At 55.7% G+C, this 13609-nt stretch carries 10 protein-coding genes; 5 read left to right on the top strand and 5 right to left on the bottom strand.

Features of this window, described 5'->3' with window-relative positions:
- The first annotated feature begins 14 nt into the window (after nucleotides 1-14).
- Nucleotides 15-1223 carry a glycoside hydrolase family 32 protein gene (locus tag ABRP88_RS08600; protein ID WP_284897231.1) on the top strand — a complete coding sequence of 403 codons (1209 nt, stop codon included), beginning with the start codon at nucleotides 15-17 and terminating at the stop codon, nucleotides 1221-1223.
- Between the two features lie 124 nt (nucleotides 1224-1347).
- On the top strand, nucleotides 1348-3375 hold the full coding sequence (locus tag ABRP88_RS08595; RefSeq protein ID WP_349836962.1) for a sucrose-specific PTS transporter subunit IIBC: 2028 nt from the start codon (nucleotides 1348-1350) through the stop codon (nucleotides 3373-3375).
- Nucleotides 3376-3440: 65 nt separating this feature from the next.
- Here ABRP88_RS08595 and ABRP88_RS08590 read toward each other — a convergent pair whose 3' ends face one another.
- Genes ABRP88_RS08590 through ABRP88_RS08580 form a run of 3 tightly spaced genes read right to left on the bottom strand, consistent with a single transcriptional unit; the run spans nucleotide 3441 to nucleotide 5995 of the window.
- Complete coding sequence (locus tag ABRP88_RS08590; RefSeq protein WP_349836961.1) at nucleotides 3441-4118, bottom strand: methionine ABC transporter permease; 678 nt, start codon at nucleotides 4116-4118, stop codon at nucleotides 3441-3443.
- Nucleotides 4118-5140, bottom strand: coding sequence for a methionine ABC transporter ATP-binding protein (locus ABRP88_RS08585; protein WP_349836960.1), 1023 nt, complete (start codon nucleotides 5138-5140; stop codon nucleotides 4118-4120). Before ABRP88_RS08585 ends, ABRP88_RS08590 begins: the two co-directional genes overlap by 1 nt.
- Before the next feature lie 15 nt (nucleotides 5141-5155).
- Nucleotides 5156-5995 carry a MetQ/NlpA family ABC transporter substrate-binding protein gene (locus tag ABRP88_RS08580; protein ID WP_502879890.1) on the bottom strand — a complete coding sequence of 280 codons (840 nt, stop codon included), beginning with the start codon at nucleotides 5993-5995 and terminating at the stop codon, nucleotides 5156-5158.
- 1749 nt (nucleotides 5996-7744) lie between these two features.
- Here ABRP88_RS08580 and rplN point away from each other — a divergent pair.
- From rplN to rplE, 3 genes are read left to right on the top strand one after another with little or no spacing between them, the layout of a single operon-like run.
- A complete protein-coding gene (gene rplN / locus ABRP88_RS08575; protein ID WP_023025193.1) occupies nucleotides 7745-8113 on the top strand; it encodes a 50S ribosomal protein L14 in 369 nt (122 codons plus the stop codon).
- A 4-nt stretch (nucleotides 8114-8117) separates the two neighbouring features.
- Nucleotides 8118-8432 (top strand): 50S ribosomal protein L24, encoded by a 315-nt coding sequence (gene rplX, locus ABRP88_RS08570; protein ID WP_005276967.1) that lies wholly within the window; start codon nucleotides 8118-8120, stop codon nucleotides 8430-8432.
- A gap of 2 nt (nucleotides 8433-8434) precedes the next feature.
- Nucleotides 8435-8986, top strand: coding sequence for a 50S ribosomal protein L5 (gene rplE, locus ABRP88_RS08565; RefSeq protein WP_005276969.1), 552 nt, complete (start codon nucleotides 8435-8437; stop codon nucleotides 8984-8986).
- Nucleotides 8987-9142: 156 nt separating this feature from the next.
- Here the strand turns inward: rplE and ABRP88_RS08560 are convergent, their stop codons facing one another.
- Both ABRP88_RS08560 and ABRP88_RS08555 read right to left on the bottom strand, forming a co-directional pair.
- A complete protein-coding gene (locus ABRP88_RS08560; protein ID WP_349836958.1) occupies nucleotides 9143-12502 on the bottom strand; it encodes a choice-of-anchor M domain-containing protein in 3360 nt (1119 codons plus the stop codon).
- Nucleotides 12503-12733: 231 nt separating this feature from the next.
- Entirely contained in the window at nucleotides 12734-13078 is a 345-nt protein-coding gene (locus ABRP88_RS08555) for a hypothetical protein (protein ID WP_349836957.1), read from the bottom strand.
- Nucleotides 13079-13609 lie beyond the last annotated feature (531 nt).

Here is a 13609-nt window from a genome sequence, read left to right as displayed (position 1 = left end):
ATAGTATCGGGGACATGAACCACCGACCGAACTTTCACCTCGCCCCACCACTTGGACGCCTCAATGACCCCAATGGCCTTTTTGTGGATGGCGATATTCTGCACGCCTACTACCAGCATGACCCTGCCTTTCCGCACAAGCCCAAGCGGACTGGCTGGGGTCACGCCACCACGACGGTGTCCGCGCCCACTCCGTGGCGGCATTACCCCGATGCGCTCTATCCTGACCTGCCCTATGACAAGGATGGGTGCTACTCCGGCGGGGCCGTGGTTGACGGCACTGACGTGTGGCTTTTTTATACCGGAAACCTGAAAGAAGCCGGGCGCCGCATCCCCTCACAGAATCGCGTGCGGGTCATGGACCCCTCCGGGCCGGAAGGCGGGATTTATGTCCGCGATGCCGCTAACCCGCTCATTGCTGATTCCCCGGAGGGATATACCGGCCACTTCCGCGATCCCCATATTTCCCGCGCTGGGGAGGGATGGCGCATGGTCATTGGTGCGCAAACGGAAGACGAACGCGGAACCATCGTGCTGTATTACTCGCAGGATTTAAAGCAGTGGGATTTCCAGGGAGAGCTTGTTTTTGATGATCCCGCGCAGCTTCCCGGTGGCTATATGTGGGAGTGCCCCAACCTGCTGACCTTTGGGGATAAGCACGTGCTCATTTTCTGTCCACAGGATGAGACGGACCGTTGCGGCTACGTCGTCGGGACCTTGGATGGGCTTAATTTCCACGTTGAGCGCGGCTTTACCCTGCTGGATCATGGCACGCAGTTCTATGCGCCGCAGGCAACCGAGGAAAACATCCTGCTGGGCTGGATAGGCATGCCCGCTCATGATGAGACTCCAACGCAGGGGTGGGTGCATACCTTGACTATTCCGCGGCGGCTGTGGCTGGAGGATAACTACCTGTGCCAAGAACCGCTGTGGTCTGCACTGCCGGAAACCCGCGGCAGGGAGGGCTTTGGCTCGACCATTGATGTAACAGGGGAGGGGGCTTATGCGCTTGTCGATGCCACTGGCAACGAAGCGTTCCGCGTGGTGCAAGGCGGTGGCACCATCTCTTTCAATGGTGGTGAGCCGATCGCGTGCCCCGATGGAGAAATGCGGCTGATTGCTGATGGCTGCGCCGTAGAAGTCTTTGCCGGTGGCGGTCGCATCGCCGCGGCATTCGCGGTCTTTGGCGATGCTCCCTGGCAGGCATGGGAGCCGCTGGACTAAGACCCTGCGGAACTAGGACCGACAGCTTTTTACTTTGTGGACATTTGGGCACAAACAGACTTAAATAGGAAGTAGACAATCACATTCGGTCATTTAATGTGACCTAAATAACAAAGGTTGGTCCATGGAGTATAAAGAGGTCGCCGCCCGCACCCTCAAGGCATTAGGCGGCGAAGATAATATTATTGCCCTTGCCCACTGCGCCACGCGCTTGCGCATGGTGTTGGATGATTCGGACAAGGTAGATACCGCAGCGCTAGACAACGATCCAGATCTGAAGGGCACCTTCGAAGCCGGTGGCATGTTCCAGGTCATCGTGGGACCGGGCGATGTCAATATCGTCTTTCAGGAAATGACAAAGTCCATTTCCAAGGACGTCGCCGTGTCCACCGATCGGCTAAAAGATATTGCCGCGGAATCCGGGAACTGGTTCTCCCGTGCGGTCAAGGTCTTGGCGGATATTTTTGTTCCGCTAATCCCAATCCTGCTCGGCGGCGGTCTATTGATGGCATTAAATAATGTGCTGACCGCGCCGGGACTATTTGGGGATCAATCAGTCATCGAAATGTATCCCTCGTGGGAAGGGTTTGCCGGGCTGGTCAACCTCCTGGCATCCGCCCCCTTTGCCTTCCTTCCTATCCTCGTGGGATTTACTGCTACTAAGCGCTTTGGCGGTAATGAATTCCTCGGTGCGGGCATGGCCATGGCGATGGTCATGCCAGATTTGGTTAGCGGCTATAACGTTGCTGAGGCCATTGAAAATGGCGAGATGCCCTACTGGGATATCTTTGGCTTAGACGTTGCCCAGGCCGGCTACCAGGGGTCCATCTTGCCTATTTTGGTCATCGCCTGGATTTTGGCGACGATTGAAAAGTTCCTACACAAGCACCTCAAGGGCACCGTGGACTTCATGCTCACGCCCCTGCTTACCCTGCTGGTGACCGGTTTTATTACCTTTATGGGGCTGGGTCCAATCTTGCGTACCGCCGGTGAATGGTTGGGCATGGGGCTGGCCAACCTGTATGACTTTGCAGGTCCTGTGGCCGGCTTCCTTTTCGGTCTGGTTTATTCACCGATCGTCATTACCGGTCTACACCAATCCTTCCCGCCCATTGAGACGATGCTGTGGAATGAGGGCGGTTCCTTCATCTTCCCCATTGCCTCGATGGCCAATATCGCCCAGGGTGGTGTGGCCTTGGCCGTGTACTTCCTGGCGCGTTCCGAAAAGCTCAAGGGCTTGGCCGGTGCCTCCGGTATCTCGGCGCTGTTTGGTATTACTGAGCCCGCGATCTTCGGTGTTAACCTGCGCCTGCGTTGGCCGTTTTATATCGGTATGGCGGCATCAGCCATCGCCTCTACGTTCATCGCCATTTTTGGCGTGCTTGCGGATGCCCTCGGTGCCGCCGGCTTCATTGGCTTCGTCTCCGTTCCCCGCTTTGTCCCGACCTTCTTGTTGTGTGGTGTCATCGCCTTCGCCGTAGCCTTCATCGGGGCTTACCTATACGGGCGCGTGCTCATCCATCGCAATGGCACCATTGACCCTGATGAGATCAATCCGCCCGCCGCGCAGGCTTTGGCTGCCGAGGCCGCTGAAGAGTCTGCTGACAGCGCTTCCGCCGCCGCAGATGCCGCGACGATCTTTTCCCCGCTAGAGGGAAATGCCGTGCCCCTTTCCAAAGTTGAGGACCCCATGTTTGCCGGGGGCAAGCTGGGCAAAGGCGTTGCCATCGAACCGACCGTCGGCAAGCTCGTTGCGCCTGCCGATGGCACCATCACCGTGACCTTCCCTTCCCACCACGCCTACGCCCTGCGCGTGGAGGACCCAGCGGTGGGGCCGATTGACATCCTTATGCACATTGGCTTCGATACGGTAAACCTCAAGGGCGAACACTTCACCTCGCATGTCAATAAGGGCGATACCGTCAAGCAAGGCGAGGTCCTGGCTGAATTTGATATCGAGGCCATCAAGGAAGCGGGCCTGCCGGTCACGACGCCAGTGGTTGTCTCCAATGCCAAGAAGACTGGCCCCGTTATTCCCACCGCGGCCTTCCGCGAGGGCGAGCTCATCGGTTCTGGGACGGACCTATTTACCGTGGATCCAAAGGCTGGGCAGGAGACTGCGGAGACTACTGCGAAGAAAGCTACGTCTTAAGAGCTGGGCTTTCTGATACAAAAAGGCTGGGGATAAACCCCAGCCTTTTTACTTGTCGGTGTTCATCAGGCGCCGTTGCGCGCCCGACGGGCGAGCGCATTGCCCAAGCCTTGGATTGCTTGTACCACCACGATGAGGATAATCACGGTGAAGATAATGGCTACGGTGTCGAATTGCTGATAACCATAAGAGACCGCCAAGTCACCGACGCCGCCACCACCGATGGTTCCGGCCATCGCGGTAGCAGAAATCAGAGTGATGGTGGAGGTAGTCAGCGCCAAGATAATCGAGGCCTTAGCTTCCGGCAGCAAGAAATAGCGGATGGTTTGCCACAGGGAAGCACCCATGGATTCTGCGGCTTCTAGGATGCCATCGCCAACTTCCAGCACCGATTGTTCGATGAGGCGGGCCATAAACGGCGCAATGAAGATGGTTAGCGGCACCAGCGCCGCGGTCATGCCGATGGAAGTGCCGACGATAAGGCGCGTGAACGGGACGATTGCCACCATCAAGATGATGAACGGCAAAGAGCGCACCGTATTGACCAAGAAGTCGGTGATCCTAAACAGCACGCGGTTGGGGTACATGCCCTGTGGATTAGCAAGTACCAGGATGATTCCCAGGGCAACTCCGCCGATCGTTCCTAAGAAGAGGGAAATGCCCACCATATAGAGGGTTTGCCAGCCGGCCTCTAGGTACTGATCGATTGACACCTTGGTATCGAAAATCTCGGTTAAATCCATTAGTTCACTACCTCTGCATTGAGTTGACCCTGCTGCTGTATCCACTGCACGGCATCGTCAAGGGCAGCTTCATCCTCGTTGGCGAGCCCGAGCACCAACGTGCCAACCGTGCCATCGCGCAAGGCCACGTCGGAGGCGTGGACAATATCCGTGTCGATGCCTCGTTGCACCAGGCCACTGACAAGCCCCTTCGCCGCGCCACTGTGGTGGGTTACACGCAGGACGCGGTCATAGTGGGAAGCATTGACCGTTTCTTGCACTGATGCTGGAAGGTGCTGCGGGAGCACTGTCTCCACGAGCCGCTGCGTCAGGGGCTGCTGTGGGTTAGAAAAGACGCCGCTCACGGAGCCATTTTCGATGACATGGCCGTCCTCCATCACCACAACCGTGTCCGCAATGCGGGAGATAACACCCATCTCATGCGTGATGATGACGACGGTGATATCCAATTCCTGATTCACGCGGACGATGAGATCCAGAATCTGGTCTGTCGTTAGCGGGTCGAGGGCTGACGTAGGTTCATCGCACAGCAAGATCTTGGGGTTGGTAATCAAGGCGCGAGCGATCCCAACGCGTTGACGCTGACCACCAGAAAGCTGCTTAGGCAGCGATTGAGCGCGCCCTTCAAGGCCCACCATCTCTAGCACCTCGGTGACGCGTTGCTGGATTTCCTTCTTCGGGGTCTTGGCCAGGATAAGTGGCATCGCCACGTTCTGGGTCACCGTTTGCGTATCGAGCAGGTTGAAGTGCTGGAATACCATGGACACTTCCCCGCGTAGCTCGCGCAGTTGTTTCTTGGACAGCGCATTAAGGTCACGGCCTAGAACATTGACCGTTCCAGCGGTGGGCTTTTCCAGTCCGTTAATGGTGCGCAGCAAAGTGGACTTGCCGGCACCACTCGTGCCGACGACCCCGAAAATGGAGCCCTTTTCGATGTCCAAGTCGACACCTTCCAGGGCCGTCACCGAGGCCGACTTCGTGCGAAAGGTCTTGCCTAAGTCGCGAAATTCAACATCAAGCATGGAGAAAGTTCCGTATTACTTCTTGAGCGAGTCTGGAACAGACCAGTAGTTTTCCTCGTTCACGCTATCGACGTGGTCGAGGAACTCCTGGGACTTATAGGCGTCAATAACTGCCTTAGCCCAATCGGCGTCCTTCTTATCTTCCGTGGTTACGGCCTGGAGGATGAGGTCATCGCTGAGATCTTCTTCCCCAAGAGCCAAAGAAGGATCGACATTGGAGGAATAAGCGATGGAGCCTGGGATAACGCCCCAGTCAACATCGTCCATGGAGCGCGGAATGGTGGCAGAGTCCATCGGCTGAATCTTGAGGTCGTGCGGATTGTCCTCAATGTCATTGACCGTCAAGAGGTTTTGGTCAGCATCGTCTTTCATCGTGAGCCAGCCGAGCTTGACCAATAGGCGGAATGCGCGCGTTTGGTTCGAACCGTCCTGAGGGATGGCCACGGTGTGTCCCTTATCCACATCATCAATGGACTTATGGGACTTGGAGTAAATCTTGGTCTTGACGGTGGGGATATCGGTGAGGTTGGTCAGCTCGGACCCAGTCTCTTGGTTGTAGACGTCCATGTACGCCGTGTGCTGGTCTACGTTGAGATCGATTTGGCCTTCAGATAAAGCGACATCGGCTTGGCGTAGCTCAGAGAAGTCTGTGTAATCGACCTTAAATCCTTCATCTTCAAGGATTGGCTCAATGCCGTCCTTGAAAAGCTCGGAATATGGTCCTGGAGAAGTACCAACCTGAATCGTATCCGTATCGGCATTGTCGTCACTATCGCTAGCGCAAGCGCTCAGGGTGAGTGCGGTTGCGGCAGCGGTCATCGATGCACCGATTTTTGTAAATAGAGAGTGTGTCATGAGGAATCTTTGAATAATAGACGCAAAAGTGGACGTTCCATAGACTACGCGGTTCAACACATTAGACCAAGCTGTACAAGGCGAAACCATCTAAGCTTTTGCGGCTAACCCGGTAAGTGGGATCGTTGTTTTCGCAGGTCGTCGAGAAAACCTATAGTCTAAACGTAATTAACCGGGTTAATTTAATAGGATCTTGTATGTACGTCTATACAGCCCGGTCTAGTAGTGCATAAGGGTGCACACTGCTTTGAGGTACGACTTTTCGGAGGGTACATGGTGCGGGGGAATGAGAGTAGGGGGGAGGGCGATCGAGCTCTAGGTCATTGAGCCCGCCAGGTATCAAGGCCACACCTACTTGAGTTCCTAGATTTCCTAATGCGTACAGCCATTCCTTTTTAAGATGGTATTACTGCGCAGGTGTGTTTTCTCTTAAGTGAAGAACTTGCGGCGTACAACGGATACACCGGCAGCAAGAAGGTTTGCAATTGTGAGTGCAGCAGCGCCACATGCAAAGGAGTTGTTATCGGTCTCTGAAGTCATGTCACTAATGTTGTCGGTGGCCTGGGTGCTGATTTTGGCACCTTGTGCAGAAATGTTCCCCTTTACGCGGAGGCGTCCTCCGCAACCCCGCTGCTCAGAGCAATGGCTTCGCTCTTACTGTCGTGGGTCGGGTATATCGGTGATACTACCGATGATCGGTGCCGGAGAGACGTCGACCCAGAAGTCTTCTTGGCGTAATCCTCCCGCAATCCTGCGGCGATTTCTACGGTGAAGTCAATGCTGTCCTTCATGTGCTAGTGGGATCTTGGATGTACTTGTGTCAGAGATAGTGTCATTCTTGTCTTTCTTGGTGGCAGATTTTGGGATGTCGACTCCGTTGGTTACCCAGCCCCCAATCTTCTTCGGTTTCAGGCTCCTATGAGAGGCAATCGGTGCAATCGCGAAGTGGTCGGTGTCTGCAGGGGGTGGTTGTATCTTTGTTGTCTTCTGTGTCTGGCTCCGTGCCGAGGAATCAGGGAGCTGCTTCCGGGGGATGGCAATACGCCGATTCGATTTGCGAGCTTCGGTGCGAGTCTTACATCGATAGGTGCCGTCATTTGGGCGAAGGTAGGTATTGGCATTTTTGATTAAAGGCACTGGTGCAGGGCTTTACGTTCGAGAAACAGCGGTGCAGCCTAGGGAAATTGTGCCAGCTAGGGCGGTGGAAGTGAGGATCTTTGCGTGACGCTTCATGTTGTTGTCCATTGGCGACGATCTTCGCCAATGGAAAATTCATAATCGACAGCATGAACATTAACCACAAGGGCTTACACTATTATCGTGAAACTGTGATGATGTGTATAAATAAATCCATTTTTTAAAAGCGGGGAAAATAGAACTAGTGAACTGTAGGGGTTGGTCGCGGCTCTGCAAAAGTGCAGGCGGTGCGGGTGTATAGCCCTTAGTCGGTAAATTTTCAGGAAATAGAAATGTAGTAAATTCTTAATAATGAAAATTTTCAGCCCCGGGGTCATCTGTGGAGGTGAAAACCTGCGTTTGCTGTGTTTTGGAAGTAGCTAGGCTATGTGGTTAAATGTATAGGTTGCGAGAGCTGGTCGGTCCGTAGCGGTGCGTTTCCGAATCGCCGGTCCGAGACCCATCGACGCTTTACGGTGTTCGTTGTAAAGGCTCGAGCACAGCAAGTTTGTAGACCGCGTGTGGCAAGGACGGAAATCTTGTCGCACATCAATCCAGGTCAGGAGACCCATAGTGATTCAGCAAGAATCGCGTCTGCGCGTCGCCGACAACTCTGGTGCACGTGAAATTTTGTGCATCCGCGTTCTCGGCGGCTCTGTCCGACGCTCCGCTGGCATCGGCGACGTTATTGTCGCGACTGTCAAGGACGCTGTTCCAGGTGGCAGCGTAAAAGAAGGCGACGTAATTAAGGCAGTTATCGTCCGTGCGAAGAAAGAGACCCGTCGTCCAGACGGTTCCTACATCCGCTTTGACGAGAATGCTGCAGTTATTCTGAAGGGCGATAGCGAACCTCGCGGTACCCGTATCTTCGGCCCGGTTGCTCGTGAACTTCGTGACAAGCGTTTCATGAAGATCGTTTCTCTAGCACCGGAGGTGATCTAATCTTATGAAGATCCATAAGGGAGATATGGTGATTGTCATTTCGGGCCCAGATAAGGGTGCGAAGGGCAAGGTCATCGAGGCATACCCGAAGCGCGAAAAGGTCCTCGTTGAGGGCGTTAACCGCATCAAGAAGCACGTCGCAAACTCCGCTACCGAGCGTGGCGCCGAGTCCGGCGGAATCGTTACCCAAGAAGCCCCGATCCACGTGTCCAACGTTGCGATCGTTGACTCCGAGGGCAACCCGACCCGCGTGGGCTACCGTTTCGACGAGAACGGCAAAAAGGTCCGTATCGCGCGTAGCAACGGGAAGGACATCTAAAAATGAGCGAGAACTACACCCCGCGTCTGAAGACTCGCTACCGCGAGGAAATCCGCAAGAACCTGAACGAAGAGTTCAACTACGACAACGTCATGCAGATCCCTGGCGTCACCAAGGTCGTCGTCAACATGGGTGTTGGCGAAGCTGCCCGTGACTCCAAGGTCATCAATGGCGCTCTCGAGGACCTGACCGCTATCACCGGTCAGAAGCCACAGCTGCGTCGCGCAAAGAAGTCCATCGCGAACTTCAAGCTGCGCGAAGGCATGCCCATCGGCGCACGCGTTACCCTGCGTGGCGACCGCATGTGGGAGTTCCTGGACCGTCTGCTGACCATCGCGCTGCCACGTATTCGTGACTTCCGCGGTCTGTCTGACCAGCAGTTCGACGGCCACGGTAACTACACCTTCGGTCTGTCTGAGCAGTCCATGTTCTACGAAATCGACATCGACAAGATCGATCGTCCCCGTGGTATGGACATCACCGTCGTTACTAGCGCTACCAACGACGAAGAAGGCCGTAAGCTCCTGCGCGAGCTCGGCTTCCCGTTCAAGTAAATAGAGCGCTTAAAAGTCCCAACTCCATGCAAGGAGTTGGGACTTTTTAGTTTTAATGTCAGTGCTTGGATTTTAGGGGCGTCGAACAGTTCCCCAGTGAGAGGTCATTGCAGTGTTGCAGTGGGGCGATGTGCAACGACCTCTGGAGCCTGAGGGCTACTGACTGTCCTTAGAGCGCTTTTTCATCAGGGCTATGCCGCCGGCAATAAAGACTGCGGCGAGCAGGAGTACCCAACCGACATTGGCACCGGTGGAAGCCAGTGAACCGTTGTGGGAGCTGGAGGAACCTCCGCCGGATCCGGAGCCTGGTCCAGAGCCACCGCTTGCTGCGCCCTTAGCAGTAGCGGATTTGCTGGAGCCTTCTGACTTCCCACTACCATTTCCTTTGGCGCCCGCATTCGATCCAGACGAGTTAGAGGCCTTGGACTTATCAGAGCCTGAATGCTTATCCTGCGAGGAATCTGCGGGCTTGTTGTTTTCCATACCGCCTTGTTCGTCGGCGTCCTTTCCACCGGGCTGGGTGGTTGAATCGCCTACGAGGAAGGTTACGGTATGCCACTCGGTGAGCTTGTCTCCGTTGTTATTGATAGTGCGCATTTCCATTTCGTAGCGGCCCGGTTGGGTAAATATCCAGTGCGCGTGGACATGGAAAGGTCCATCCTCAACGCCCTTGATCGTATGGGTACCGTTGCTATCGGCTAAGGTGCGTGCTGGCGTGTTTAGGGAGGCAGTGTGGCCGGCCCACCATTTTCCGCCTGTTGGGCCGGACTTAGGACGAACCTCGATAGCAGCGTCACGGTAGTCTTGTCCGACCTTGATCGTGTCCCACCCCGGCCACACGGCATCATGATCCTGTTGCAACGGCAGGTGGTAGATCGTTGAGCCAGTCTTTACCAATCCAGTAAAGGACAGCGTCTTAGCCAGGGAGTCAGCGACCGTCACGCGGCGGGCATCGTGAATGCGCAGAGCTACGTCTTCAGGCACGTTGTGGCGGTCGTCCTCGTTGACATAGAAGCCGAGATTATTGTCCACAACCTTTGGACCGAAGTCGATGTGGCCTTTGGTGATTTCGCGCTTTTTGGTCGGCTCTTCGCTGGGAGCAGGGTCCGTTGTCTCTGGGTTAGGTTCCTTCGACGGTGCGGTGCTTTCCGTGCCGTTAGAGTCGCCTTCAGTGGCACTGTCGTTCCCAGTAGTGGGTGGGACAGCAGGTGATGAATCCTCGGTGGCTACCTTGAAACGCAGAACGGCCTTTTTCGCAGTCTTGCCGTCTTTTTCGGCTACCGTGACACCGACTTCATACGTACCGGGTTTATTGAATGCCCAGTTGAGATGCATGTGCTCTGCAGTTTCGGTGGTATAAGAGTGCGTACCATCGCTGCCGGCAAGGCGCTGATCCAGGCCAGTCTGATCGGCTTGGTACGCTAACCATTCGCCGTCCTTTGGGGCGCTGACCGGGGTGAAGGTGAAGGTGTAATTCTTCTTGGTGTCCTTGTAAGCATCCTCAGTGCTTAGCCCAGGCCACACCACTCCTGTACGCTGTGTCTCTGGCAGGACGTAAGCAGCGCTGCCCTTCTTTCCAAAGTGCGGGATGTCTTTATTCAAGATGGTCTTGACCTGCTTGGGAACGGTGAAAAAGATATCGGAAGGCTTACGCCAGATTGCACCGATGTGGTACAGGTTCGTCTCGTCCTTGATTCCCAGGTGCAGGTCACCTTGTTCGTGGATCGGGGCGATATCCACGTGGCCTCGGTGCAGATTGAGCTCCTTGTGCGGGGTGCCCTTTTCCTTCGGGTTCTGCGGCTTGGGTGAGGGGACCTTGGGGACAGAAGGCTTCGGGGTCGTGGAAGGGGAGGGATTCTTGGTGGGGTCAGAACCCTCTGATTCTTCTGAATCCTGCGGCTTCTCGGGTGCATCGGAGTTTCCTGGCTTCTCCGAACCTTCTGGTTCTTGCGAGTCCTCGGAATCGGAAGGTTCAGCGAACGAGACGGTGGTCTCAGCTATTGGCTCATAAGCATCTTTGTGCGTATGGCTAAATAGCGAGGCGCCGGCGGCATCGGAGCGCGAATCAGGAACGATGCGCAGCATGAGCTGGTAGCCGGGCTGCTTACAGCTATCGATGAGTTGCCTGCTCGTCCTATGCCCCGGTCCGGAAGTAAAGCCGATTTCGCAATCTGCAATAGCGTTCTGCGGCAGGCTGGTTATTGGCTCGCCATTTACTTTGTAAAAGCCGCCGGTAACGCGCACCGTGGTGCGGTCATCCTCGGGCGCTACGGTGATGTCGATATTACGGTCTCCGTCGCCGTACATCGTGCTGGTAGAAACGGTGATATCAGAGCTCGTTATCTCAAGGGTATCGGTCTCAAACGGCTCTATTTCTTCCATCTCGGGAGCAGGAAGCTCGCCGCTTTTCGTCGTAAAAGCTTCGGCATCTTCATCGCGATCGTCCTCGTCGATGCCGGTCCAGAACTTTACGGGCTCGGATACCCAGCGTGGGCTTGGGGCATTGTCGTCGGGAATAAAGACGGCTTGGAAATTGGATTCTTCATCACCAATCATTTCATCCCACGAAGCCTTACCACCTTCTACCTTGCGCTCGGCAAGGTGGTGGCCATTGATGGTGAATACGGCGCGGCCGGAGTCTTTGGCATTGCCCGTATCGAGGGAGAGCGTGGTGAGGATGCCTTGCTTCGCGCCCTTTGTATCGGCCTTGGAAGGAGCCATCTTAAACAGTGGGGCGTTGGACTCGGCCCCTTCGGAGGCGGAGTCTTCAGCCTTGGCGGCGTTAAAGGCGGCGTCAAGGTCGGTGATCGTGCGCTCGGCGGGGTTGGTGCCGCCTACCTGCCAGACCAAGGTTTGTGGCTCCGAGTGGATGAAGGTGCCATCCTTCTTTCGTGCAGAGGCGCGATAGGTTACCTCGTAGTGGCCGGGGCGGGTAAATGTCGTGGCGTTATGCGTATGCGTGCCTGCATTAACCCAGGTGGTACGGAATCCTGGATCGTGAGAGGACCAGAGGCGGCTGAGGGGGTAGTTCTCGTCGCTGTAGGTAAAAAGCTCCATGCGGCCGGGGCCCTTAAAGTCCACGATCTCCATATTGAAGGATTTATCGCGGAATTGATCGGTGGGAAGATCTGCGGCGGCACCGAACCCAGCCCAGATGGGCATGGTGTTTTTCGGGAAGCCGACCGCGGGGCCGCCGTAGTACATGAGCTGGTTTTTCTCGGCATTGAGAAACTCGAAGCGCGGGTCATCGGGCACGCGCCAGGCATAGGCTCCTAGGCCGCCGTCGACGCGGCCGTGGCTGACCCAGTTGATTGTGTCCTCGATGGGGACAAGGCCCGCACTATTGGACATGAGCTTGAAGTTTCCGTCCTGCCACACCGCGTGCGGTGAATCCACGTGCGTTTGGGTGCGGACAAGCGGGGCGTCGCCAGCGAGGGCGAGGGGAGCGTGGAATAACGCGAGCGCCAAGGCCACAACTATGGTGGCAAGGCGCGGTAGTGAGGTGCGCAACGGCATAAGGTTCTCCCAAGGTTAAGTGCAGGAACTTTTATATAGGTTGGAACGAATATTACACTATTGCAAACGGTTATCGTTAGAGGTGTTGAGATTGGTAAAACAAGCCCGTGCGCTGAGGGAAGAAGGTATAGAAAGTCCCCACTCCCGGTTGTGGAAGGGGGGACTGTGGGGAGCGAGGGTTGGGATTGGAGAAGCGGAGGGCAGGCAAGTGACCGCAGTGCTGCTGAGCGGTTAAGCTTTGTCGTCCGCGGCGCGGGTAGTGCCCTCGAATTGCCATCCCACGACGGCATTGCGCACGGCGGCCTTTAGGGGGTTCGCGGGCTGAATGCAGCTAATGGTAAGCAGTCTGCCTGGCGTTGCCTCGTCTCCCCATACGCTTGAGTCCCCTGCTAGGCCTTGTTTATCGGGGTCGTGGAGATCGGTTGCAGTGTAGGTGAGCCAGTTCTGGTCGGAATTCTTGGTGCGCACGTACAGCTTGTCGCCGATGCTGACCTTGTGCTCGTTGGCAGCGCCATCGACTGCGCGGCATGCACCATCATCAAATTGCGCATGGACGTCGATGGCAGGAATATACATTTCTAGTGCCGCCGATGGTTTGATTACGGGAGAAGTTTCGCAAGGGGCCTCGTTGGTTTCTAATCCTTTGGGTGGGCTTATGCTTTGCTCAGGCGTATTGATGCTGTGCTCAACCATTCTGATGGCGAGGATGGTTGCATTGATGCCAGCTGAGACTAGAAGAACTCCGGAGGATGCCCACGCACCTTTAATGCGATCCCAAGGTGAGGAAGGGCTTTTTCGGTGCCGTGGATTTGAGCTCTCTTTGATCCCGCGATTCGGGTAACGGCTTTGGATGTGACGCGCGTGATGCTCTGCTTTCCGCCAATCGCGCTCTTAGGAATGGTGCCGGCCAGAGCCACGCTTAGGCCGGTCATTAGTGCTGCGATCTAAGGATGAAGTGTCGCGTGATTGGGCTGCAGATGGGTGGAATCCCCTCCTCCGTGGGCGGTCTTGGTGTGCCACTGAGACCTCCGAGAGAGTGTCTAATGGTTTGTGTGTGGGAACCCAACCCGCATAAGGAGATGAACCAGAATGACTACTATGGCGAGA

Source organism: Corynebacterium sp. KPL2734, assembly GCF_040225595.1.
Classification (GTDB): Bacteria; Actinomycetota; Actinomycetes; order Mycobacteriales; family Mycobacteriaceae; genus Corynebacterium; species Corynebacterium rhinophilum.
Note: the sequence above shows the minus strand (reverse complement) of the source record. Positions and strands in the feature narration are given on the sequence as shown.

Bases quoted from the DNA above. Each gene is read 5' to 3' on its own strand.
- ABRP88_RS08600 (WP_284897231.1), top strand. From the start codon at position 15: ATGAACCACCGACCGAACTTTCACCTCGCCCCACCACTTGGACGCCTC.
- ABRP88_RS08595 (WP_349836962.1), top strand. From the start codon at position 1,348: ATGGAGTATAAAGAGGTCGCCGCCCGCACCCTCAAGGCATTAGGCGGC.
- ABRP88_RS08590 (WP_349836961.1), bottom strand. From the start codon at position 4,118: ATGGATTTAACCGAGATTTTCGATACCAAGGTGTCAATCGATCAGTAC.
- ABRP88_RS08585 (WP_349836960.1), bottom strand. From the start codon at position 5,140: ATGCTTGATGTTGAATTTCGCGACTTAGGCAAGACCTTTCGCACGAAG.
- ABRP88_RS08580 (WP_502879890.1), bottom strand. From the start codon at position 5,995: ATGACACACTCTCTATTTACAAAAATCGGTGCATCGATGACCGCTGCC.
- rplX (WP_005276967.1), top strand. From the start codon at position 8,118: ATGAAGATCCATAAGGGAGATATGGTGATTGTCATTTCGGGCCCAGAT.
- rplE (WP_005276969.1), top strand. From the start codon at position 8,435: ATGAGCGAGAACTACACCCCGCGTCTGAAGACTCGCTACCGCGAGGAA.
- ABRP88_RS08560 (WP_349836958.1), bottom strand. From the start codon at position 12,502: ATGCCGTTGCGCACCTCACTACCGCGCCTTGCCACCATAGTTGTGGCC.
- ABRP88_RS08555 (WP_349836957.1), bottom strand. From the start codon at position 13,078: ATGTATATTCCTGCCATCGACGTCCATGCGCAATTTGATGATGGTGCA.